Below are 23,525 nucleotides of genomic sequence, written 5' to 3' on the forward strand. Positions count from 1 at the left end.
GTCTCGGGCGGATGATCGTCGGCCAGGGACGCTGCGATGAGGAGGGTCGGCGCACGCCGGTGCGGTCACTTCGCCGGCTTCGGCTTCGCTCCGTCTGCCGCGGTCACCGGTGCGGTGCCGAATCGCTCCAGGGCAGCGGCGACCTTGTCTGCGAGATACGCGTGTCCTGCGTCGGAGGGATGCTTGCGTCCCACGCCGGCGTCGATCAGCTGCAGATAGTTGGACTCGGTGATCCAGTCCTCCTGCACAGGGGAGATGTACCACCATCCGCGTGCGGCGGCGAGCCCCGCGAGGTCGCGGTCGATGCGGGCGGTGCTCGCGCCGACCGGCAGCTCGTGCGGTGCCGGCCCGAGGATGACGATCGGGATGCCGGGATACTTCGCGACCACGGCATCCCACACCGCGTTGACCGCGGCGGGATACGCGGCGGCATCGGAGCGCCGGTCGTTGATCGACCCCTGGAGGATGATCAGATCCGGATCGATCCACGTCTCCAGCTCTGCCACGCGGGTGAGGAAGTCGGGCCCGTCGACGCCAGGGCGCTGATAGCCGCTGCCGCGCACGCCGCGCACGACGGTGTCGCCGGCGATGAGCCGCGCGAGGCGGTACGCGTAGCCGTCGGTGGGGACTGTCGCGGCCGAGCCGTACGTCCACGAATCCCCGAAGACGAGAACCTCCGGGTCTTCGGGCAGGGCGAGAGCGGCGGGGGACAGGCCGCTCTCAGCGGCGGCGACCGGCGCGGTCTCGGCGGGCGGGAGCCAAGGTCGGGCGATGCTCAGGGTGACAGCGAGCGCGACCGCGACGGCGCCTCCGATCGCGAGGGCCGTGCGTCGCCGTCGGGTCGGCGGGTGCAATGGCATGAGAAGAGCGTATGCGACGTCGCCGCGAATCGGATTCCGGCGAGGTCACAGAGCGACAACGCCTGCCGTGTGACGCGGATCGCCCCACCCCGCAGGAGCGGGGAGGGGCGATCCGGATGCGGACGCTACTTGGAGGTGCCCTGCGACACCGACCCCTGCAGCTGACGCTGGAACAGGACGTAGACGATGAGCACCGGGATGATCGTGATCATCACGGCGGCGAACATCTGACCGAAGTCGAGGGCGTAGCCGGCTGACGACGCGTACGACGCCATGCCCTGCGACAGCACGTAGTTGTCGGTGTTCGTGTTCAGCGAGATGGGCAGCAGGAACTGGTTCCACAGGCCGAGGAAGTTCATGATCGCCACGGCTGCCATGCCCGGCTTGGCCATGGGCAGCATGATCTGGAAGAACGTCCGCCATTCGCTGGCGCCGTCGACATAGGCGGCCTCCTGGATCTCGTACGGCAGCGATTTGAAGAACGAGAACAGGAAGAACACCGTGAACGGCAGCGCGAACGCCACGTACGTGATGATCAGGCCGGGGAGGGTGTTCAGCAGCTGCATGCCCTGCAGGATGAAGAACAGCGGAACGATCGCGAGGAACACCGGGAAGGTGAGACCCGCGAGCATCAGGTAGTAGATCACGCGGCTGCCGGGCACCGAGAACCGGGCGAGCACATAGGCGCACATGGCTCCGAGGACCATCACCAGCACCAGCGAGACGCCCACGACGATGACCGTGTTCAGGAACATGCCGCCGAAGTTATTGTCGACCCAGGCGCTGATGTAGTTGTCGAGGTTCCAGTTCGCCGGCAGGCCGAACGGCGAGGCGAAGATCTCCTTCGTCGTCTTGAACGAGCCGATCAGGGTCCACAGCATCGGCAGGATGACGACGAGCGCCCACAGGCCCATCACGACGTGCGAGACCCCGCCGACGACCTTGTCGCCCGTGGTCGACTTCACGGTGCGCTCCGTCGGCTGCGCGCTCTTCTTGCGATTGATCGTGACCGCGGCACGGGTGTCGATGCTCATGCGCGTCCTCCTTCGTCCTTGCCGCCGATCAAGCGGAACACGCCGATGACGAGGGCGGCGAACAGCAGGGTGATGACGGCGAGCACGACGCCCATCGCCGTGGCGAGACCGAACTGGCCCTTCTCGAACGCCGTGCGGAACAGGTACTGGCTCATGACCAGCGTGCTGTTGCCAGGACCGCCCGTCGAGTTCAGGCCGGCCATGTAGACGAATGCATCGAGGGCCATGATGCCGAGGTAGATGTACGCGGTCTGCACGTTGTCGCGGATCTGAGGCAGCAGGATCGAGGTCACCGTGCGCATCCGCCCCGCGCCGTCGATGCGGGCGGCTTCGAGCGTCTCGGCCGGGATGCCCTTGATCGCGGCGATGAAGAGGATCATGTAGAACCCGACCATGCTCCAGACGATGACGAAGATCGTCGCGCCCATGGCGGTGCGCTCGTCGCCAAGCCAGGCGAAGCCGTTGGTGTCGATGCCGAACAGCCCCAGGATTCCGTTGAAGAGTCCTGTGGGTGCATAGATCATGTTCCACAGGATCGCGATGACGATGGCGGGGATGACGTACGGGAAGAACGACACCACGCGGTAGAAGCTCGAGGCCCTGAGACCGCGGACCTGGCCGTGGCTGGGGCCGCCGACGGTGATCATGCTGGCGAAGACCAGGGCGATGACGATGGTGATCAGCGGCACCACGATCGCCAGCAGGATGTTGTTGCCCATGGCCTGCATGAAGGTCGGATCCTTCAGCAGGCGCACGTAGTTGTCGAAGCCGACGAAGTCCATGTTCGGGGAGAACCCCGTCCAGTTCGTCATGGCGTAGTACAGAGCCTGCACGAAGGGCGAGATCACGAAGATCAGGAAGATCGCCACGGGCAGGCCGAGGAACACGAGCAGGAACGAGACGTAGTCGAAGGTCAGCTTGCGCCGCCCGAGGCGGGGCGACTTGCGTCGCCCCGCCTTGGGTGCGGTGACCGCGGCCGTCTGGAACCCCGGTCCACCACTGACGGTGGAATTGCTCACTTGATCTCGATCTTCGTGACCGACGAGTCCTCACGCACCTTGTCGACCAGCGCCTGCAGCTGCGAGGTCAGCTCGGCAACGGTCATCTTGCCATCGAGGAACGAGTTCCAGATGGGCAGCTGGTCGGAGTTCATGCCGTACAGGTTCGTCGACTTGATGGTGAAGACGTTCTCGCCGGCGGTGGCGAGCAGCTCGGACTGCGAGACCAGCGCGGTCGAGCCGAAGCCGTCCGCAGGCACGGTGTCCTTCACGATGGTCGGGGCGAGCTTCTCCTTGGCGAACGCCGTCGCCGACTCCTTCGACAGCATGGTGCGCAGCAGCTCCTTGCCGCCCTCGGGGTTCTTCGCCTTCGAGGGGACGACGAACGGCTCGCCTGCCTCGGCGCGCATGGTGCCCTTGGGGGTGGTCTGGTTGCCGTCGAGAGGAAGCTCGGCGATGCCCTTCATCTTGAAGTTGTCGGCCGTGGTCTTCTTCATCTCGTTCTCGATCCACGAGCCAGAGGGGTACAGCAGCGCCTCCTGGTCGAGGCTCCACTGCGACTGGGCCTGAGTGAACTGCGTGCCGGCGCCGCCGGGCTTGACGTAGCCCGAGGCGATGAGGTCGTGCAGGATCTCGAGGATGCTCTGGACGGCAGGGTGCGACCAGGCGTTCGGGTCGAGGTTCTCGAACGGGATGCGGAAGTCATCGCCGGCCTGGATGACCGCGGAGTCCACGACCATCGTCTGGTAGTAGGTCGCCGCCTCCTTGCCCCAGAGGAAGAGGTACTTGCCCTTCGCCTTCGCAGCCTCGCCGAGGGCCTTGAGGTCCTGCCACGAGGTCGGGACCTCCCAGCCGTTCTCCTCGAACAGGGTCGAGGAGTACCAGATGCCGTAGACGGTCATGACGTAGTTCAGGGCCACGAAGCGACCGTCGAAGGTGCCGGGGGCCTCGACGCCGCCGAAGAGCGTGTCGCGGATCTTCTCGCCCTCGAGGTTCTCGGCGTCGAGGACGTCGTCGAGCTCCTCGAGCTGCTCGAGGATGGTGTTCCAGCCGATCGAGTTGGCACCCGAGTTGTCGATCAGGTCCGGCGGGTTGCCGCCGACGAAGCGCGGCTGCAGCTCCTGCGCGATCTTCGTGGACGCCGACACCTTGACGCTCACGCCGCCGAGCTTCTTGTTGCCCTCGAGGATCTTCGCCGCGTTCTCGACGTAGTCCACGCCGTAGCCGCCGTCGAAGATGACCGCGTCGACCTTCGAGTTGGCCGCGACGCCGAACGGGTTGTCGGCGGTGACTTCGCCTGCGGGGCCCTCGGCCCCGCCACCGCCGCCGGGGGCTGCGCACGAGGCGAGGGTGGCGCCGAAGGGCAGCAGGATCGCTGCGGCGGCTGCGCCGCGGATCAGGCTGCGACGGCTGATGGATGCTTCATTGAGGTCCATCTCATTACCTTCCGTTGTGATTGTGTTCGTGATCGGTGTTCGGGTCCGTCGACGAGCTCAGGAACCCAGGGTGAGCTCGGAGGTCAAGCTCCCCGTCGTATGCGGCCCGCATAGCGGTCCTCAAGGACGGAGTTGTGCTCATCGCCGCCGGGGATGTTGGCGGAGATGTACATCGGTGGGGTCTCGCCGCGCTCGGCGATCGTGCGTGCGACGCCGAGAGTGAGCAGCTGGGCGATGAACGCCGCGGTGATCGACGAGATCGCGCCGGCGCCGATGCCGTCTGCGACCTCGAGGGTGGAGTCGCCGTACGGCGCCAGATTGTCGATGACGACATCCGCCACCTCGCTCAGGCGCTTGCCGCTGGGGTGCTTCGGCTCCACGCGTGCGGTGTGCGCGAGGCTGGTCACGGCGATCACCGAGTGCCCGCGCTCCTTCGCCCACAGCGCGGTGCCGACGATCGAGCCGTTGACGCCCGAGTTGGAGGCGATGAGGAACACGTCGTGCTCGTTCACGGGCACCGTCGCCATCAGCTCGTCGACCACCCAGGGCTCGCGCTCCAGCGACCCGGTGAGCACATCGATCCCGCGGTCGCCGTGCATCACGATGTCGCGCAGCGCGAAGCGGTTGGTCGGGATGAGGCCGCCGGCGCGGCCGGCGATCTCCATGGCGAAGGCCTCGGAGTGACCCGTGCCGAAGGCGTGCAGCACGCCGCCGGCGTCGAGGGCGGCGACCATGAGGCCGATCGCCGTGTCGAGGGCGCCTGCCTCGGCGTCGGCTGACAGACGCTCCAGGCGGGAGGTGGCTTCGCGCAGCAGCGCGGTGGGGGTGGCGGTCATCGGGTCTCCTGCGAGCCGGGGGTGGATTTGTGGGCGCGTGGGGCTCGGCGGTGCGGGGCGACGGCCATCGCGCTTGCCGCGAGCCGGGTGGACGCGACGCCGAAGGTCTGCTGGGCGACGAGCACGTAGAGCAGGTCGAGCACGAGCAGCTGCGAGTGCTTGACGGAGAGGTCGTCGGGGCGCAGGTATGCGGTGGGTTCGGCGGTGGCCAGCGAGATGTCGGCGAGCCCGGCGAGCGGCGAGTCGACGTCATGGGTGATCGCGACGGTGAACGCCCCGGTGGAGTGCGCCTGCGAGAGCATCTGCACGGTCTCCTCGGTGCGTCCGGTGCTCGAGATCCCGATGGCCACGGACGACTGATCCTGCAGCACGGCGCTCGTGAGCCCGTCGTGCACGTCCGACCAGCTGTGGGCGTTGACGCCGATGCGATAGAGGCGTCCCTGGAACTCGCGCGCCATCACTCCGCTGCCGCCGACGCCGTAGATGTCGACGTGACGGGCCGCCGTGATCGCGTCCGCAGCGCGCAGCACATCGTCCAGGTCGATGCGGGTCGCGGTGCTCTGGAGGCTCTCGACGTGCAGGCTCAGCAGTGTGTGGAGCACCTTGCCCGGCTCGTCCGAAGCGCTCAGCTCGCGCCCCATGTCGGCCTGCCAGCTCTCGTCGGCGTCGCCGCGGCCGATCTCGGATGCCACTCCGACGCGGAACTGCGTGTACCCGTCGAAGCCAAGGGCGCGGCAGAAGCGCGTGACGGTGGCGGCGGAGGTGCCTGCGCGGTCCGCCAGCTCGGTAATGGTCAGCTCGACAGGGGCCGTCGGATGCTCGGTGACGACGTCTGCGATCTTGCTCATCGCCGCGGGCATGGCCCGGCGGCGGTCTGCGATCCGGCGTGCGATCGTCAGTCCGTTGCCGATGTCCCGGGTCCGTGGCACCATTGCCTCCAACTTCTTCCGCGGTTCCGGGCGAGAGTTCTCGTCCGGCGATCTCCGTTGCAATGAAAACTATTCTCACGCGACGAAAACGTCAAACAGGACAACATCACAAATGAATCACGAACCGCTTCTCGTCGGCGTCGACGCCGGTGGCACCTCCACCAGGGCCGTGCTCACCGACCCCTCCGGCCGCTGCCTCGGCTACGGCGTCGGCGGCCGCGGAAACCCCATCTCAGCCGGTCCCGAGCGCGCGGCCGCCGGAGTGCTGGACGCCATCCGCGGCGCTCTGGAGCCCACCGGCCACGGCCTCGCGGACGTCTCGGTGATCGTGCCGGCGATGGCGGGGATGCGCGCCTCGGGCGGCAGCGACTGGCTGATGCAGCGACTCGCCCCTGCCGGCTTCGGCGGCACACTGCGCTTCGAGTCCGATCTGCTCGCCACCTACTTCAGCGGCGCGGCCGCACCCGTCGGATATGCGCTGGTGTCGGGCACGGGAGCGTGCGTCATCCGGGTGCAGGACGGCCGGATCGTCGACACGGGTGACGGACTCGGCTGGCTGCTCGGTGACCGCGGGAGCGGCTTCTGGATCGGCCACGCGATCGCCCGCGCCGCGGTGCAGGACCTCGACGGCACCGGTCCGGCCACGGCGCTCACAGATCGCGTGCTCGCCCACTACGAGCTCGAGCGCACCGACGTCCGCACAGACGGCCGGCTGCAGGAGCTCGAGGAGCTGATCGGGCGGCTGTACGGGCATCCGCCCATTGAGCTGGCAGGTCTCACGCCCTACGCCTTCGACGTCGAGGACGCCGTCGCCAGGGGCATCCTCATGACCGCGGGCGAGCAGCTCGCCGATACGCTCTCCGCTGTGCTCGACCGCCCCGGCCCGGTCGTCGTCGGCGGCAGTGTGCTGGCGCGATCAGGGCCCGTGCGCGACGCCTTCGTGGCCAGGCTCGGCGCTGACGGCGACGGTCTCGACCTCCGCCCTGTCAGCGACGGCGCCGTCGGCGCCGCGGTTCTCGCGGTGCGTGCCGCCGGAGGCATCCCGGACGACGCGGTGCTCGCGCGACTGACCGACACCGTATCGGCGTTCCGGTAGTCGCTCGCGCGAGCCGTAGACTTGACCGTCTATGAACCCTGAAGCCCTCTCCGCCGCAGTCCTCGCCGTCCTCAGCCCGATCGCGGCGTCGCTGCGACCGGACGATGCGCTGGGCGTCGACGCTACGGACATCGTGCTGGAGCGTCCGCGCAACCGCGACCACGGCGACTGGTCGACCAACATCGCGATGCGCCTGGCCAAGCGGCTCGGCACCAGCCCGCGCGACCTCGCTCAGCGGATCGCCGACGGGCTGAACCAGATCGACGGCATCGACGGAGTCGAGGTCGCCGGCCCCGGATTCATCAACATCCGCCTCGAAGCCGGCGCCGCCGGCGCCCTGGCGAAGACCATCGTCGATCAGGGCGCGGCATACGGTGCCAACGACTCTCAGGCGGGCGTCTCGGTGAACGTCGAGTTCGTCTCGGCGAACCCCACGGGTCCACTGCACATCGGGCACACTCGCTGGGCGGCGCTCGGCGACTCGATCGTGCGTCTGCTGCTGGCCAGCGGTGCGCAGGCCGTGCGGGAGTACTACATCAACGACGCGGGTGCGCAGATGGAGCGTTTCGCGCGCTCGGTGCTCGCAGCCGCGAAGGGCGAGCCGACGCCTGAGGACGGCTACCCGGGCGCATACATCGCCGAGCTCGCGCAGCGCGTGCTGGCGTCGCACCCCGGCCTGCTCGACCTGCCCGCCGACGAGCAGCTGATCGTCGCCCGCGATCAGGCCTACGAGTACCAGCTCGCCGAGATCAAGGCATCGCTCGACGCCTTCAACGTGCCCTTCGACGTGTGGTTCTCGGAGCGCACCCTGCACGCCGAGGGGCCCGAGGGCCCGAGCCTGGTCGACCAGGCGGTCGACCGCCTGCGCGCCCAGGGCCACGTCTTCGACGAGGAGGGCGCCGTCTGGGTGCGCACCACAGACTTCGGCGACGACAAGGACCGCGTCATCCGCCGTTCGAACGGCGAGTACACCTACTTCGCCGCCGACGCCGCGTACTACCTGAACAAGGGCGACCGCGGCTTCCAGAACAAGATCTACCTCCTGGGTGCCGATCACCACGGCTACGTGCACCGGCTCAAGGCCGTGGCGGGGGCGGCCGGCGAGGATCCCGAGAAGAACATCCAGGTGCTGATCGGCCAGATGGTCTCGGTGCGCGGAGCTCGGCTGTCGAAGCGCGCGGGCAACATCATCGAGATGGACGACCTGCGCTCCTGGATCGGCACGGATGCTCTGCGATACGCGCTCGAGCGCTCGCCTGCGGACTCGCCGCTCGACCTCGACCCCGAACTGCTGCAGAAGCGCACCAACGACAACCCGGTCTTCTATGTGCAGTACGCTCACGCGCGCACGCACAACGTCGCCCGCAATGCCGCCGAATCGGACGTCGACCGCTCCGAGTTCGCCCCCGAGCTGCTCACCCACGAGACCGAGAGCGCGCTGCTCGGTGCGCTTCAGGAGTTCCCGCGCCTGGTCGCATTCGCCGCAGAGGTGCGCGAGCCGCACCGCATCGCGCGCTACCTGGAAGAGCTGGCGGGCCTGTACCACCGCTGGTACGACAACTGCAGGGTCATCCCGAAGGGCGACGACCCGATCGAGACCGTGCATCGCACGCGTCTGTGGCTGAACGACGCCACAGGTCAGGTGCTGCGCAACGGACTCGACCTGCTGGGAGTCTCGGCCCCCGAGAGGATGTGATCCGGTGATGAGCACGATCAGCCCCCGGAGCCGAAGGGCGCGCTGGCCGTGGGTCGTGCTCGTCATCGTGCTCGTGCTGGCCGCACTGGTCGTCGCGAGCGAGTTCGTCGCGCGCGCCATCGTGCCGAACACGGTCCGATCGCTCGTGATCTCCAACCTCGACCTGCCCGCCGATCAGCAGCTCGACGTCGAGGTGCCTGGCGTGATGCTGCCCCAGCTGATCTCAGGCACACTCGACGAGGTCGAGCTGTCCTCCGACGAGGTGACGATCGGCGGGATCACCGGGTCCGCCCACGTGCGAGCGACGGATGTGCCGGTGGCAGGAGGGGCGCTGGGCGCGGCTGAGGGCACGGTGTCCATCGATCAGGACGAGTTCGGCTCCCTGCTCGCGGCATCGCAGCTGCCGATCACCCGCATCGCGCTGGCGGCGCCGAACGCGACCGTCGAGGGGGAGGTCGAGCTGTTCGGACGGCGGATCCCGGTGGGACTCACGGTGACGCCGGGGGCGGAGCAGGGCGACCTGCTGCTGACCCCCGTATCGCTGATGCTGAACGGCATGCAGATGGATCTCGATGCCGTGTCGGGGATGATCGGCGCGGTGGGCGAGCAGGTCACCAAGCCGCAGCGCATCTGCATCGCCGACCGCCTTCCCGCGGGCATCGCTCTCACCGGACTGCGCATCGAAGGCACCCGCGCCGTCGCCGACATCTCCGCCGACGGCCGGATCTCCATCGATCCCGCGCTGCTCGAGACGGGCACCTGCCCCCGTTCCTGAGCGGCGATCAATCCGGGGCGGCAGCCTTCTGCGCGGCACGCAGCACCGCGGTGGCCGCCCGCACATCGTCCTCGGCCCGCCGGAGCGCGAACTCCGGAAGCGTATCGGCGCCGAAGCGCTCGGCGACCCGGTCGCCGCGCTCGCGGTGCGAGACCGTGATCAGCGCAGTGGCCAGCAGGATCACCTGCGTCGACAGGTTCAGCCACAGCAGCAGCGCGAGGAGGGACGCGAACGAGGCGAGCAGCGGGTTCGCCCTCGCCCCACCGACGAACAGACCCGACAGCTCCTGCAGCGCCAGCAGGCCGGCAGCGCCGACGAGCGCCCCGCCCCAGAGCGCCCCGGCCGATGCGCGCACCCCCGACAGCATCCGGAAGACCGCGGCGATCAGCACGGCGTCGAGGGCGAACACGACGATCAGCGACAGCACGCGCACCGTCCAGAACACGGCGGGGGAGTCCTCTGCGATGCCCAGCGCAGCGGCGGTCCATCCCACGATCAGCTCGCTCGCGAACGTCAGGCCGGCGGCGGCCACGAACGTCGCCCCGATGATCAGCGCGAGAAGGACGCTGCGCAGCACGACCAGGTACCAGACGACGTCGGCGGAATCGGTTCCGGCGACGGTGCGCACGGCGTTGCGCATCGAGCCGATCGCGCCGAGGGCGGATCCGATCAGACCCACCAGGGAGATCACCCCGGCGATCGACAGCCCGGCCGGTGCGCTGATATCGTCCAGGTCGACGATGCCCTTGCCGCCGTCGGTCGCGATGAGCCCTGGCACGGCCGAGTCCACCGCCGACACGACGGCGGTCCACGCCACGGCATCCTGCGAGAGCCACAGGGCCGCCGCCGAGAACCCGAGCAGCACGGCCGCGAACACGCTGAACAGCGCGCGGTACGTCACGGCATCGGCGAGCATCGGACCCCGCCTGCCTGTGTACAGCAGGGCGGCCCGCACGACACGCAGCCGCAGAAGTCGTCGGATGGCGTCCGCCGAGGTACTCGCAGGCCATCCCTTCCGCTCGGCGGTCGGGGCTGCGTCGGAACTCGTCGGCGTCTCCATCCTCTCCACACTATTCAGCTCGTCGGAATGTGGACGGGGCTTGACTCGGCGGTGTCTTAGAATCAGGGTCGACCTCGCCTGCACGGCGATCCCGTCAGAACCCGTGATCCGATTGGTGCTGCGTGCATTCCCCTGATTCCTCTCCCGCCCCCGGATGGCTGCTCGTCCCCGATGACGCCAACGATCTGGTCGAGGGGGTGTGGCCACGCTCCGCCGTACGCGATGCGGACGGCGAGCTGAGCATCGGAGGCGTGGGCGCAGGCGACCTCGCCCGCACCTACGGCACGCCCCTGCAGGTGATCGACGAAGCGGAGGTCCGCCTTCGCGCGGCGACGCTGCGAGACGCCTTCCGTCGTGCGGCAGAGGCCAACGGCACGACCGCGCGCATCTACTACGCGGGCAAGGCGCTGCTGAACACGTCGATCGTGCGGTGGGTGCTCGAGGAGGGACTGAACGTCGACGTCTGCACCGGCGGCGAGCTCGAGGTCGCGTTGGCGGGGGGAGCGGATGCCGGGAAGCTGGGCTTCCACGGCAACAACAAGTCCGTGGGCGAGCTCGAGCGCGCGGTGGATGCCGGCGTCGGCACGATCATCATCGACAGCGTCATCGAGATTGAGCGCCTCGCCGCCATCGTCTCGCGCACCGGCGCGACGCAGCGCGTCATGCTGCGCGTCAACAGCGGCGTGCACGCCGAGACCCACGACTTCCTCGCGACGGCGCACGAGGACCAGAAGTTCGGCTTCGCGCTCGATCAGGCGCCGGCGGCGGTCGCGCGCATCCGCGAGATCGACGGCCTGCTGTTCTCCGGCCTGCACTGCCACATCGGCTCGCAGATCTTCGGCGTCGCGGGCTTCAAGGAGTCCGCTTCGCGCGTGCTCGACCTGCACCAGGAGCTGCTCGAGGGGGCGACATCCCGCAGCTCAATCTCGGGGGCGGGTTCGGCATCGCGTACACGCGGGTCGACGACCCGACGCCCATCGCGGAGCTCGCCGACGGCATCGTCTCGGCCGTCGCCGAGGGGTGCGCGGCGCGCGGGATCCCTGTGCCCGCCCTCTCGTTCGAACCAGGCCGCGCGATCGTCGGCAACGCCGGCGTGACCCTGTACGAGATCGGCACCACGAAGGACGTCGAGCTCGAGACGACAACACGGCGCTACGTCAGTGTCGACGGCGGCATGAGCGACAACGCACGGCCTGCCCTGTACGGCGCGCAGTTCTCGGCCAGGCTCGCCTCTCGGGCGGGAACAGCCGAACCCGTTCTGGTGAGGGTGGTCGGAAAGCACTGCGAGTCGGGAGACATCGTCGTGGACCACGAATACCTCCCGGGCGACCTCACTCCGGGGGATCTGCTCGCCGTGCCGGTGACGGGGGCGTACTGCGCGCCTCTGTCGAACAACTACAACCATGTGCCCCGGCCGCCCGTCGTCGCCGTCTCCGACGGGATCGCACGAGTCATCGTGCGGGGCGAGTCGATCGCCGACCTGCTCGCGCGCGACGTGGGCATCCCGCAGTGATCGCGGCCGTCAGCGGCCAGACCGAACTTCCCGATCCGACGTGCTGAGGAGCGCAGATGACTGACTACCGACGACTTCGCGTGGCGCTGCTGGGAGCCGGAGCCGTGGGCTCGCAGGTGGCATCCCTGCTGCTGCGTCACGGCGAGGAGCTCGCAGACCGCGCCGGAGCGCACCTCGAGCTCTCCGGCATCGCCGTGCGCGACGTCGACGCCCCGCGGGACGTCGATCTTCCCGCGAGCTCTTCACCACGGACGCCGAGACGCTGATCACCGGCTCGGACATCGTGATCGAGCTGATGGGGGGCATCGAGCCCGCACGCTCGCACATCCTGCTCGGACTCGGCTCAGGCGCCGACGTCGTCACCGCGAACAAGGCGCTGCTCGCCACGCACGGGCCCGAGATCTTCGAGGCCGCCGAGCGCGTCGGCGCCTCCGTGTACTACGAGGCCGCAGCCGCCGGCGCGATCCCGATCATCCGCCCGCTGCGCGATTCGCTCGCAGGCGACCGCGTGGTGCGCATCATGGGGATCGTCAACGGCACGACCAACTACATCCTCGACCGCATGGACGTCGAGGGTGCGGACTTCGCCGAGGTGCTCGCCGACGCCCAGCGCCTCGGCTACGCCGAGGCCGATCCCACCGCGGACGTCGAGGGCTACGACGCGGCGCAGAAGGCGGCGATCCTGGCATCCCTCGCCTTCCACACCGCCGTGCCCCTCGAGGCCGTGCACCGTGAGGGCATCACCACCATCACGGCCGACATGATCGAGGAGGCCCGCGAGGCCGGATTCGTCATCAAGCTGCTCGCGGTGTGCGAGCGGCTCGGCAACGGCGGCCCCGAGTCGATCTCCGTGCGGGTCTACCCCGCCCTCGTGCCGCGCGAGCACCCGCTCGGCGCCGTGCACGGGGCCAACAACGCCGTGTTCGTCGAGGCCGAGGCCGCCGGCTCGCTGATGTTCTACGGTGCAGGCGCGGGCGGCGTGCAGACGGCATCCGCCGTGCTGGGCGACGTGGTCTCGGCTGCGCGGCGACACATCGCGGGCGGCACGGGGGTCGGCGAGTCGACCCGGGCCAACCTGCCCGTGGTCTCGATCGGACACGTGATGACCCGCTATCAGATCACCCTCGAGGTGTCGGACGAGGCGGGCGTGCTCGCCACGATCGCCGGTCTCCTCAGCGACGGCGGCGTGTCGGTGGCGACGCTGGTGCAGACGGTCATCCCGGCCGCGGACGGCGCCGACGGCGAGACCGCCCGGCTGATCATCGGCACGCACCGGGCCACGGACAGCGCACTCAGCGCCGCGGTGGAGCGGCTGGCGTCGAGCGACGTCGTCGAGCGGGTCGTGTCCGTGCTGCGCGTCGAGGGGGAGTGAGCATGGGGTCACCCTCGTGCCGGCCGAGCCGGTCGCATCCGAGGCGCCGCACGTCGAGGCCGCGATCCGCACGGTCATGGTCACGGTGCCCGCGACCAGCGCGAACCTCGGTCCCGGATTCGACACGCTCGGCCTCGCCCTGAGCGTCTACGACACCCTCACGGCGTCGTCGTTCGACGACGACCGTCTCGTGATCGAGGTCACCGGCTCGGGCGCGGAGGAGATCCCCGTCGATGCGAGCAACCTCGTGGTCCGCTCCATCGCGCACGTCTTCGCCGACGTCGGCCGTCGGATGCCCGGCCTGCACCTGCACGCGGCCAACGGCGTGCCGCACGGACGCGGACTCGGCTCGTCGGGCGCAGCGGTCACCGCGGGCATCCTGATCGCCAAGGGACTGCTCGCCGGCGATGTCGATCTCGACGACGATGCGCTGCTGCGCCTGGCGACCGAGCTCGAGGGGCACCCCGACAACGTCGCGCCCGCCCTGTTCGGCGGCCTGACCATCGCGTGGACGGGCGAGCGCGGTCCGCAGCACAAGAAGCTGCTGGTGCACCGCGGCGTCGCACCGCTGGTGTTCGTGCCCGGCTTCACGATGTCGACCTCGCTGGCGCGCTCGCTGCAGCCGCCGCAGGTCTCGCGCGAGGACGCGGTGTTCAACGTGTCGCGCTCTGCGCTGCTGATCGCGGCCCTGACCCAGAGCCCCGAGCTCCTGCTCGACGCGACCGACGACCGTCTGCACCAGGACTACCGCGGCCCCGCCATGCCCGAGACGCTGCGTCTGGTCCAGGCGCTGCGCGCCGAGGGCTACGCCGCTGTCGTGTCAGGAGCCGGCCCCAGCGTGCTCGTGCTCGCCGACGGTCCCGGCGCGCGGCAGCGTGCGGTCGAGGTGGCGGATGCCGTGACGGACACTCCGTGGCAGGCGCACATGCTCGCGGTCGACGTGCAGGGTGGTACAGTAAGGGAACGAGCGGAGGGCACCACGTAACTTCGTGATTCTCGCCCTATCGCAATTCTGCGAAGTCCGCACGCGATCCCCAGGAACATCCAGGTACTGGCTGGCAGGCGCTCTGCGTCGGCGCGTGTGATGCCCGCAGCATCTGCTGCGTGCACATCGGACTGCTCGTCTTCCCACGACATATGAGGGAGTACTCGTGGAGAACCTCTCCGAGACCCAGAACGACACCCCGTCCACCGATTCGGTGACGGCTGAGACCCCGGCCCCGGCACGCAAGCGCGCGCCGCGTCGCGCCACCACGGCTTCCGCCGCCGCCGCCGAGACGAGCTCGGCCGACGCGGCGGCAGCGCCGACGGCGGATGCCGCTCCCGCAGAGGAGCAGCCGAAGGCCAAGGCGCCGCGTCGCACGCGTGCGAAGAAGTCCGACGCCGAGACCCTCGACCTGCCGTCCGCCGATGCCCCCGTCGAGGCAGCTCCCGCGAAGGCTGCGGCGGCCGACAAGGTCGAAGACGGCGAGACACCGGCGAAGCCGGCGCGCAAGCGCCCGTCGCGCGCCAAGAAGACCGATGCCGCCGTGGAGGCCGCCCCCGCCGTGGACGGCGGCCCGGCGACGGAGACCCCTGCCGACGCCGGCACCAGCGACTCGCGCGACAAGGCCGACGAGCAGAGTGCGGATGCCCCGGCGGAGACCGCCAAGCGCCCCGCGCGCGGTCGTCGCGGCGCGAAGGCGGCAGAGGCCGACGCGCCCGCCGAGACGCCGGCCGAGCCCGCACCCAGCGAGCAGGGCTCGAGCACGAGCGAGCAGAGCGGCGGTGACGGCGAAGGCGAGGGCGAGGGCTCCGGCCGCAGCCGCAGCCGCAGTCGCAGCCGCAGCCGTGGACGCGGCGGCAACGCCCAGAACGGCAACGCCCAAAACAGCGGCGCCCAGAACGGCGGCGGTCAGAACGGCGGCGGTCAGAACGACTCCGACGAGGAGTCCGGCTCGGGCCGCGGACGCCAGCGCAACAGCAAGCGCCGTGGTGGCGGCAACGCCACCGCCGACGAGTTCGAGACCGAGATCGGCGAGGATGACGTGCTCATCCCGGTGGCCGGCATCCTCGATGTGCTCGACAACTATGCGTTCGTGCGCACCACCGGCTATCTCGCAGGCTCCAGCGACGTCTACGTCTCGCTCGGCCAGGTCAAGAAGTACAACCTGCGCAAGGGCGACGCCGTGGTCGGTGCGATCAAGCAGCCGCGCGAGGGCGAGCAGCAGGGCCGCCAGAAGTACAACGCACTCGTCAAGGTCGACTCGATCAACGGCCTCTCGCCCGACGACGCGGCCAATCGCGTCGAGTTCGGCAAGCTGACCCCGCTGTACCCGCAGGAGCGCCTGCGTCTCGAGACCGCTCCCGAGAAGCTGACGCAGCGCATCATCGACCTCGTCGCGCCCATCGGCAAGGGCCAGCGCGGACTCATCGTCGCGCCGCCCAAGGCGGGCAAGACCATCGTGCTGCAGCAGATCGCCAATGCGATCGCGCAGAACAACCCCGAGGTCCACCTCATGGTCGTGCTCGTCGACGAGCGCCCCGAAGAGGTCACCGACATGCAGCGCACGGTCAAGGGCGAGGTCATCGCCTCGACCTTCGACCGCCCCGCCGAAGACCACACCACGGTCGCCGAGCTGGCGATCGAGCGCGCCAAGCGCCTGGTCGAGCTCGGCCGCGACGTTGTCGTGCTGCTCGACTCGATCACCCGTCTGGGCCGGGCGTACAACATCTCGACCCCGGCGTCGGGCCGCGTGCTCACCGGCGGCGTCGACGCCGCGGCGCTCTACCCGCCGAAGCGCTTCTTCGGCGCCGCACGCAACATCGAGAACGGCGGCTCGCTGACCATCCTCGCGACCGCTCTCGTCGAGACCGGCTCGAAGATGGACGAGGTCATCTTCGAGGAGTTCAAGGGCACGGGCAACAGCGAGCTGCGCCTGTCGCGCCAGCTCGCCGACAAGCGGATCTTCCCCGCGGTCGACGTCAACGCGTCGAGCACCCGCCGCGAGGAGATGCTGCTCTCGGCCGACGAGGTCAAGATCACCTGGAAGCTGCGTCGCGCCCTCGCCGGCCTCGACCCGCAGCAGGCGCTCGAGGTCGTCCTCGGCAAGCTCAAGGAGACCGGCTCGAACGTCGAGTTCCTGTTCCAGATGCAGAAGTCGGTGCCGACGCCGACCTCGAACGGCAGCTCGCACGCCCACGAGAACAGCATCCGCTGATCCACCGCTGAGCGGAGCAGAGGCGTGTTCGAATCGGTCCAGGCCCTCATCGAGGAGCATCGCCGGGTGCAGGAGGAGCTCTCCGACCCGGCGGTGCACGCCGACGCCGCGCGCGCCAAGCGCGTGAACCGGCGCTATGCGGAGCTGAACCGCATCGTCGCCGCGCACGAGGCCTGGACGACGGCGGCCGACGACCTCGACGCGGCTCGCGAGCTCGCCAGGGAGGACGACGCCTTCGCCGACGAGGTCCCTGCGCTGGAGGAGGGACTGCGCGCCGCACAGGAGAAGCTGCGCCGTCTGCTCATCCCTCGCGATCCCGACGACGCCCGCGACGTGATCATGGAGATCAAGGCGGGGGAGGGCGGTGCCGAATCGGCGCTGTTCGCCGCGGACCTGCTGCGCATGTACGTGCAGTACGCGGCCTCCAAGGGCTGGAAGACCGAGCTGCTCGAGCGCAACGAATCCGATCTCGGCGGATACAAGGACGTCCAGGTCGCGATCAAGGGCTCCTCGTCCGATCCATCGCAGGGCGTCTGGGCGCACCTGAAGTACGAGGGCGGTGTGCACCGCGTGCAGCGCGTGCCTGCGACCGAGTCGCAGGGCCGCATCCACACCTCGACCACCGGTGTCCTCGTCTTTCCTGAGGTCGACGAGCCGGAGGAGATCCAGATCGACGCGAACGATCTGAAGATCGACGTGTACCGCTCATCAGGCCCTGGCGGGCAGTCGGTGAACACCACTGACTCGGCGGTGCGCATCACCCACGTCCCCACCGGCATCGTCGTCTCGATGCAGAACGAGAAGTCCCAGCTGCAGAATCGGGAGGCGGCGATGCGCGTGCTGAGGGCACGACTGCTCGCCAGACAGCAGGAGGAGCTGGATGCCGCGGCATCCGACGCCCGCCGTTCGCAGATCCGGGGCATGGACCGCTCCGAGCGGATCCGCACCTACAACTTCCCCGAGAACCGCATCGCCGATCACCGGACGGGGTACAAGGCCTACAACCTCGATCAGGTGATGGACGGCGCGCTCGAGCCGATCATCGAGTCGGCGATCCACGCCGACGAGGAGGCGAGGCTGTCCGCGCTGGGTGGTGACGGCTCATGACTCCCGAGCCGCAGGACCGGCTGATCATCCGCGATGCGACGACCGAGGACTGGCCCGCGATCTTCGCGTTCTTCACGGCGATCGTCGCCGATGGAGAGACCTACGCCTACCCCGACGGGCTCAGCTCGGAGCAGGCGGCCGGGCTGTGGATGGAGCAGGCGCCGTCGCGCACGGTGGTCGCCGTGCTCGATGATCGCGTCGTCGGATCGGCCAAGATGGGACCGAACCGCCCTGGACGCGGCTCTCATGTGGGGACGGCGTCGTTCATGGTCGACCCTGAGGCGCGCGGAGCCGGGATCGGCGGCGCCCTCGGGCGCCATGTCGTCGACTGGCATCGTGCCGAGGGCTACTCGGCCATCCAGTTCAATGCCGTCGTTCAGTCCAACGTCGGCGCTGTGCGCCTGTGGCAGTCGCTCGGCTTCGAGATCATCGGCACCGTGCCCGCGGCGTTCCGCTCGCGTCGGCACGGCCTGGTAGGGCTGCACGTGATGCACCTGGCGCTCTGAGCGCCGCGTCAGATCACATAGTCCGCTGCGGTCAGCAGGGCGCGCGAATCGTCGGACTCCGTTCGGCGTCGCGGCTTCGCCGGCACGCCGACCAGGATGCTGTCGGCCGCGGCGTCCTTGGTGACGACGGCGTTCGCGCCCACCAGCGACCGCGCGCCGATGCGGACGGGGCCGAGGATCTTCGCGCCGGCGCCCACCGACACCCCGTCCTCGAGGGTGGGGTGCCGCTTGCCGTGGTCGCGGGTGCGTCCGCCGAGCGTGACCCCGTGATACAGCATGACGTCGTCGCCGATCTCGGCGGTCTCGCCGATCACGACGCCCATGCCGTGGTCGATGAAGAAGCGCCGCCCGATGCGCGCCCCCGGATGGATCTCGATGCCGGTCAGCCATCGGGTGAGCTGCGATCCCATGCGCGCCACGAAGCGCAGCTCGCGTCTCCACAGCGCGTGCCACGCACGATGCGCCCACACGGCGTGCAGGCCGGGGTAGAGCAGAGCCACCTCGACCCCGCTGCGGGCAGCGGGGTCGCGGTGGCGGGCGGCCGCGACGTCCTCGCGGATCCGGGAGAGCATGCTCACGGCGGGGATCAGTCCTCGCGGAGGTCTTCGAACAGAGCCGTGCTGATGTAGCGCTCGCCCGTGTCAGGGGCGACGACGACGATGGTCTTGCCTGCGCTCTCGGGGCGGGCGGCGACCTTCAGCGCCTGCGCGACGGCTGCGCCGCTGGAGATCCCGACCAGCAGACCCTCCTTGGCTGCCAGGTCGCGTGCGGTCGCGATCGACTCGTCGAACTCGGCGGTGATGATCTCGTCGATCACCTCTCGGTCGAGCACGGCGGGAACGAAGTTCGGGCCGATGCCCTGGATCTTGGCCGGCCCCGTGCGCCCCTCAGAGAGCAGCGGCGAGTCCTTCGGCTCGACGGCGATGACCGTGACCCCGGGCTTCGCCGCCTTCAGCGCCTGACCGGTGCCTGTGACCGTTCCGCCGGTGCCGACGCCTGCGATGAACACGTCGACGGCACCGTCGGTGTCGCGCAGGATCTCCTGGGCGGTGGTGTCGCGGTGGATCTGCGGGTTCGCCGCGTTCTCGAACTGGCGGGCCCAGACAGCGCCAGGCGTCGTGTCGATGATCTCCTGCAGCTTCTCGATCGCGCCCTTCATGCCCAGCGTCGGGTCGGAGAGCACGAGCTCGGCGCCGAATGCCTTGAGCAGCACGCGGCGCTCCTTGGACATCGATGCGGGCATGGTCAGGATGACCCGGTAGCCGCGCGCGGCGCCGACCATCGCGAGGGCGATGCCCGTGTTGCCGCTCGTCGCCTCGACGATGGTGCCGCCCGGCTTGAGCTCGCCAGACGCCTCGGCCGCGTCGACGATGGCGATGCCGATGCGGTCCTTCACGCTCGAGGCCGGGTTGAACGACTCGAGCTTGACGAGCACGGTGGCGTCGAGGCCCTCCGTCAGGTGGTTCAGCCGCACCAGCGGGGTGTTGCCGAAGGTGCTCGTGATGTCGTTGTGGATGCCGGTCATGACAGACCTTTCGTGTGCGTGGGTTCAGCGAGATCAGCCTACGGTGCGGCCCCGGTCTGATGACGGAATATGACCGCCACCGCATACGCTGAGAGGATGCCCCACCTCATCTCCGCGCAGCTGCGCGCCGTCGCGCAGCGGCTCGCCGACGCCGGCGTCCCGGATCCGCTCGTCGATGCGGAGCTGCTCATCGGGCACGTCCTCGGTCTCGGGAGGGGCGAGATGCAGGCCGCCGTCGTCCGAGGCGATGCGATCCCCGATGGGGATGCCGAGCGGCTGGCCTCCCTCGTCGACCGGCGTGCCGCACGCGAGCCGCTGCAGCATCTCACAGGGACAGCCGCCTTCCGTCACCTGGAGCTCGCGGTCGGGCCCGGCGTCTTCGTGCCGAGACCCGAGACCGAGACCGTCGCGCAGTTCGCGATCGACGCGCTGCTGGAGAGCGCGACCGCGGCTCCCATCGCCGCGGACCTGGGCACCGGCAGCGGTGCGATCGCGCTGGCCATGGCCACCGAGGTGCCGCATGCGAGGGTCTACGCGGTCGAGCGCTCCGCACAGGCGCACGCGTGGGCCGCTCGCAACATGCGGGGCGTGAACAATCTGACGCTGGTGCACGGCGACCTCGCCACCGCCTTCGACGAGCTCCGCGGCACGGTCGACGTGGTCATCTCCAACCCGCCGTACGTGCCCGACGACGCGATCCCGCGCGATCCGGAGGTGCGGCTGCACGACCCGGCGCAGGCTCTGTACGGGGGACCGGACGGTCTCGACGTGATCCGCGTGATCAGCCGACGGGCGCAGGAGCTTCTGCACGCCGGCGGACTGCTCGTGCTCGAGCACGGCGAGCTGCAGGGCGACGCGATCCGCGACATCCTCGATGCGGACGGCTGGCGTGCCTCGGCCACCCACCAGGACCTCACGCGCCGCGATCGGGCGACGACAGCGCTCCGCCCCTGAGCGGCCCATCCGCGAAGCGCCGGCGTCACGGTGGCCCCAGAGGTGATCGACGTAGACTAGGAGTGCCATGTCAACTGTCTTCGATTGCCGCGACGACTCCCAGATCCTCGCCGGCATGCGCCACGCCCGTCAGGCCATCGCCCGCGGCGAGCTCATCGTGCTGCCCACCGACACCGTCTACGGCATAGCCGCCGACGCGTTCTCGCCCGCTGCGGTGCAGCGGCTCCTGGATGCCAAGGGGCGGGGCCGCGACATGCCGCCGCCCGTGCTGGTCGCGGGGCAGGACATGCTCGGCGCGCTCGTAGAGGAGATCCCGGCCGCGGTGCAGAACCTGGTCGACGCGTTCTGGCCCGGCGGTCTGACGATCGTCCTGCCCGCTCAGCCCTCGCTGACCTGGGACCTCGGCGAGACCAAGGGCACTGTCGCCGTCCGGATGCCTGATCGTCGTGTCGCCCTCGAGCTGCTCGCCGAGACCGGCCCGCTCGCGGTGTCCAGCGCCAACCTCACCGGTCGTGACGCCGCGATCATCGCCTCCGACGCGCAGGAGATGCTCGGCGACAGCGTCGCGGTGTATCTCGAGGAGGGGTACAGCGAGAACGGCGTGCCCTCCACGATCGTCGACGCGACCTCGCTCGTCGCCACTCCCGACGGAGAGACGCCGCTCGTGCGGATCCTGCGTGAGGGCGCGATCAGCCGCGAGCAGCTCGCCGAGGTGCTCGGAGAGCTTCTCGAGCCCGAGGAGCGCCCGGCCGAGGCCGAAGAGAGCCCGGTCGGCGACGAGTGAAGCAGTATCTGTTCACGATCATCCTGACGGCGGCGATCACCTTCGCGCTGTCGTGGGCCGTCTGGCGGCTCAGCCTGAGGTTCAAGCTGTACCCGGGGATCCGTGAACGAGACGTGCACAAGACGCCGACGCCGCGACTCGGCGGCGTCGCCATGTTCATCGGGATCGCCAGTGCGATCCTCATCTCCGCAGCCAACCCCTTCTTCGAGCGCATGTGGTCGCCTCCGAACACGCTCTGGGCGATCCTCGCTGCGGCGCTGCTGATCGCGGTCGTCGGAGTGATCGACGACCTGATCGACCTGGACTGGATGATCAAGCTCGCCGCGCAGTTCCTCGCCGCCGGCATCATCTCGGTCGGGGGAGGGCTGCAGATCCTGTCGCTGCCCGTCGGGGACATGATCCTCGTCTCGAGCTGGGTGAGCATCTCGATCACCATGTTCGCGATCGTCGTCGTGATGAACGCGGTGAACTTCATCGACGGCCTCGACGGGCTGGTCGCGGGAGTCTGTCTCATCGCCAACGGCGTGTTCTTCGTGTACGCATACATCCTGACCCGCGACTCCGGTGCGACCAGCTACTTCAACCTCGCGACCTTCCTCGCCGCCGTGCTCATAGGCGCCTGCCTCGGCTTCCTGCCGCTGAACTGGAGCCCGGCGAAGCTCTTCATGGGCGACTCCGGTGCCCTGGTGCTCGGCCTTCTCATGGCGACCTCGACGATCGCCCTCACGACGCAGGGCGACGTGAACGCCTTCGACCCCGAGCGCTTCGGGCGCTCGCAGCTGCTCGGGGCATTCATCCCGATCGTGCTGCCCCTGGTCATCGTCATGCTGCCCCTGCTCGACTTCGGTCTCGCGGTCTTCCGCCGCATGCGCGCCGGGAAGTCGCCCTTCTCGCCCGATCGCAAGCATCTGCACCATCGGATGCTGGATCTCGGCCATCGTCACCGCGACGCGGTGCTGATCTTCTACGCGTGGAGCGCGATCATCTCCCTGACCGTTTTGCTGATGTACATCGCCGGACGTCAGGACTGGCCGGGCGGGTACCTCGCCGCGGTGGCCTTCGGCATCATCGGGATCATCGCCTGCCTCATCGTCACCCGCACCCCGATGAGCGCGCGCCGGTCGGCCATCGACCCGTCTGCCGCAGACGACACACCCGCCTCCGACCCCCACGACATGGAGCCCTGATGACCTCGAGCCCCGTCTCCAGCACCCCCATCCTGCGTCGCACCCTCGTCTGGTCCGCCGGCGCCGCTCTGGTCCTCGCCCTCATCGCCGGAGGGATCGGCTACGGCGTCGACGGCGCGAGCGGCCTCTGGAGCGGCCTGATCGGAGTGCTCCTGGCATTCCTGTTCCTCGGGATCACCGCAGGCAGCATCCTGTTCGCCAACCGCTGGTTCGGCGACCCGATCTATGTGCAGCTCTTCTTCGCGATCGTCCTCGGCGGATGGCTGCTCAAGCTCGGCGTCTTCCTCGTGGTGATGATCGTTCTGAGCGGACAGCCGTGGATCTCGCCTCTGGTGTTCTTCCTCTCCATCGTCGCGGGCGTCGCGCTGTCCCTCGTGGTGGACATGATCGTCCTCATGCGCATGAGGCTCCCCAACGTCAGCGACATAGACCTTCCGACGGTGAATCCCGAGGACGACGCCGAAGGCCGTGGCCGACAGGCACCGGGCGCGGCGGAGGAGGACCGCTGAATCTGGTAGTGTTTACCCGTGCCCGCCGCTCGTCTCGCGAGCGCTTGCGCTGACGCACACCGTCCCTCGTCGCCCCCGGTTCTGACCGGTGACCCGAAGCTGGAGCCCGCGCTGTTGAATCCCGTTGCGACCCTGACCCTTCGTCCGA

At 69.3% G+C, this 23,525-nt stretch carries 20 protein-coding genes and 2 pseudogenes; 13 read left to right on the forward strand and 9 right to left on the reverse strand.

The annotated features are described in order from the left end of the window. Window positions 1-65: 65 nt before the first annotated feature. The 6 genes from FVO59_RS12160 to FVO59_RS12185 all read right to left on the reverse strand — a co-directional run bounded on the left by FVO59_RS12160 (window position 66) and on the right by FVO59_RS12185 (window position 6,096). On the reverse strand, window positions 66-860 hold the full coding sequence (locus FVO59_RS12160; RefSeq protein WP_182252874.1) for an SGNH/GDSL hydrolase family protein: 795 nt from the start codon (window positions 858-860) through the stop codon (window positions 66-68). 125 nt (window positions 861-985) lie between these two features. After that, entirely contained in the window at window positions 986-1,894 is a 909-nt protein-coding gene (locus tag FVO59_RS12165; RefSeq protein ID WP_182252875.1) for a carbohydrate ABC transporter permease, read from the reverse strand. Continuing rightward, window positions 1,891-2,913 (reverse strand): carbohydrate ABC transporter permease, encoded by a 1,023-nt coding sequence (locus FVO59_RS12170; protein WP_346265673.1) that lies wholly within the window; start codon window positions 2,911-2,913, stop codon window positions 1,891-1,893. The genes FVO59_RS12165 and FVO59_RS12170 overlap by 4 nt, the downstream gene beginning before the upstream one ends. Next, entirely contained in the window at window positions 2,910-4,328 is a 1,419-nt protein-coding gene (gene ngcE / locus FVO59_RS12175) for an N-acetylglucosamine/diacetylchitobiose ABC transporter substrate-binding protein (protein ID WP_182252876.1), read from the reverse strand. Before ngcE ends, FVO59_RS12170 begins: the two co-directional genes overlap by 4 nt. An 83-nt stretch (window positions 4,329-4,411) precedes the next feature. Beyond that, entirely contained in the window at window positions 4,412-5,164 is a 753-nt protein-coding gene (locus FVO59_RS12180; protein ID WP_182252877.1) for a sugar isomerase domain-containing protein, read from the reverse strand. Beyond that, on the reverse strand, window positions 5,161-6,096 hold the full coding sequence (locus FVO59_RS12185) for a MurR/RpiR family transcriptional regulator (RefSeq protein ID WP_182252878.1): 936 nt from the start codon (window positions 6,094-6,096) through the stop codon (window positions 5,161-5,163). Before FVO59_RS12185 ends, FVO59_RS12180 begins: the two co-directional genes overlap by 4 nt. Window positions 6,097-6,205: 109 nt before the next feature. On the opposite strand from FVO59_RS12185, the gene FVO59_RS12190 reads away from it, so the two are divergent. The 3 genes from FVO59_RS12190 to FVO59_RS12200 are packed head-to-tail and all read left to right on the forward strand — an operon-like array spanning window position 6,206 to window position 9,660. Beyond that, complete coding sequence (locus FVO59_RS12190; RefSeq protein WP_182252879.1) at window positions 6,206-7,189, forward strand: N-acetylglucosamine kinase; 984 nt, start codon at window positions 6,206-6,208, stop codon at window positions 7,187-7,189. 31 nt (window positions 7,190-7,220) lie between these two features. Continuing rightward, window positions 7,221-8,885: an arginine--tRNA ligase gene (argS, locus tag FVO59_RS12195; RefSeq protein WP_182252880.1), complete on the forward strand. Its 1,665-nt coding sequence runs from the start codon at window positions 7,221-7,223 to the stop codon at window positions 8,883-8,885. Between the two features lie 7 nt (window positions 8,886-8,892). Then, window positions 8,893-9,660: an LmeA family phospholipid-binding protein gene (locus FVO59_RS12200; RefSeq protein WP_182252881.1), complete on the forward strand. Its 768-nt coding sequence runs from the start codon at window positions 8,893-8,895 to the stop codon at window positions 9,658-9,660. A gap of 7 nt (window positions 9,661-9,667) precedes the next feature. Here the strand turns inward: FVO59_RS12200 and FVO59_RS12205 are convergent, their stop codons facing one another. Beyond that, window positions 9,668-10,720 carry a YhjD/YihY/BrkB family envelope integrity protein gene (locus tag FVO59_RS12205; protein ID WP_182252882.1) on the reverse strand — a complete coding sequence of 351 codons (1,053 nt, stop codon included), beginning with the start codon at window positions 10,718-10,720 and terminating at the stop codon, window positions 9,668-9,670. 122 nt (window positions 10,721-10,842) lie between these two features. Here FVO59_RS12205 and lysA point away from each other — a divergent pair. The 6 genes and pseudogenes from lysA (at window position 10,843) to FVO59_RS12235 (ending at window position 18,418) form a co-directional block, all read left to right on the forward strand. Beyond that, window positions 10,843-12,233, forward strand: a pseudogene (gene lysA, locus FVO59_RS12210) (diaminopimelate decarboxylase). A 56-nt stretch (window positions 12,234-12,289) separates the two neighbouring features. Then, window positions 12,290-13,605: pseudogene (locus FVO59_RS12215) on the forward strand (homoserine dehydrogenase). A gap of 76 nt (window positions 13,606-13,681) precedes the next feature. Next, window positions 13,682-14,590: a homoserine kinase gene (gene thrB, locus FVO59_RS12220; protein ID WP_182256781.1), complete on the forward strand. Its 909-nt coding sequence runs from the start codon at window positions 13,682-13,684 to the stop codon at window positions 14,588-14,590. 166 nt (window positions 14,591-14,756) lie between these two features. After that, window positions 14,757-16,805 carry a transcription termination factor Rho gene (rho, locus tag FVO59_RS12225; protein WP_182252883.1) on the forward strand — a complete coding sequence of 683 codons (2,049 nt, stop codon included), beginning with the start codon at window positions 14,757-14,759 and terminating at the stop codon, window positions 16,803-16,805. A 24-nt stretch (window positions 16,806-16,829) separates the two neighbouring features. Continuing rightward, entirely contained in the window at window positions 16,830-17,912 is a 1,083-nt protein-coding gene (gene prfA, locus FVO59_RS12230) for a peptide chain release factor 1 (RefSeq protein WP_182252884.1), read from the forward strand. After that, on the forward strand, window positions 17,909-18,418 hold the full coding sequence (locus FVO59_RS12235) for a GNAT family N-acetyltransferase (RefSeq protein WP_220465672.1): 510 nt from the start codon (window positions 17,909-17,911) through the stop codon (window positions 18,416-18,418). The genes prfA and FVO59_RS12235 overlap by 4 nt, the downstream gene beginning before the upstream one ends. 8 nt (window positions 18,419-18,426) lie before the next feature. Here the strand turns inward: FVO59_RS12235 and epsC are convergent, their stop codons facing one another. Together epsC and cysK are read right to left on the reverse strand one after the other, a co-directional pair. Further along, the gene (gene epsC / locus FVO59_RS12240) at window positions 18,427-18,990 is read right to left on the reverse strand and encodes a serine O-acetyltransferase EpsC (RefSeq protein ID WP_182256785.1); all 564 of its coding nucleotides are present in this window, start codon (window positions 18,988-18,990) and stop codon (window positions 18,427-18,429) included. A gap of 14 nt (window positions 18,991-19,004) precedes the next feature. Next, complete coding sequence (gene cysK / locus FVO59_RS12245) at window positions 19,005-19,943, reverse strand: cysteine synthase A (RefSeq protein ID WP_182252885.1); 939 nt, start codon at window positions 19,941-19,943, stop codon at window positions 19,005-19,007. Window positions 19,944-20,039: 96 nt separating this feature from the next. Between cysK and prmC the strand changes: the two genes are divergently transcribed. From prmC to FVO59_RS12265, 4 genes are all read left to right on the forward strand, one after another. Continuing rightward, window positions 20,040-20,897, forward strand: a complete 858-nt coding sequence (prmC, locus tag FVO59_RS12250; RefSeq protein WP_259363215.1) for a peptide chain release factor N(5)-glutamine methyltransferase — start codon at window positions 20,040-20,042, stop codon at window positions 20,895-20,897. Window positions 20,898-20,964: 67 nt separating this feature from the next. Next, on the forward strand, window positions 20,965-21,681 hold the full coding sequence (locus FVO59_RS12255; RefSeq protein WP_182252887.1) for an L-threonylcarbamoyladenylate synthase: 717 nt from the start codon (window positions 20,965-20,967) through the stop codon (window positions 21,679-21,681). Continuing rightward, entirely contained in the window at window positions 21,678-22,868 is a 1,191-nt protein-coding gene (locus FVO59_RS12260; RefSeq protein ID WP_182252888.1) for an MraY family glycosyltransferase, read from the forward strand. Before FVO59_RS12255 ends, FVO59_RS12260 begins: the two co-directional genes overlap by 4 nt. Next, window positions 22,868-23,377 carry a Cg1360 family ATP-synthase-associated protein gene (locus FVO59_RS12265; RefSeq protein ID WP_182252889.1) on the forward strand — a complete coding sequence of 170 codons (510 nt, stop codon included), beginning with the start codon at window positions 22,868-22,870 and terminating at the stop codon, window positions 23,375-23,377. The genes FVO59_RS12260 and FVO59_RS12265 overlap by 1 nt, the downstream gene beginning before the upstream one ends. Window positions 23,378-23,525: the final 148 nt, after the last annotated feature.

It is taken from the genome of Microbacterium esteraromaticum, from assembly GCF_014084045.1.
Taxonomy (GTDB): domain Bacteria; phylum Actinomycetota; class Actinomycetes; order Actinomycetales; family Microbacteriaceae; genus Microbacterium; species Microbacterium esteraromaticum_D.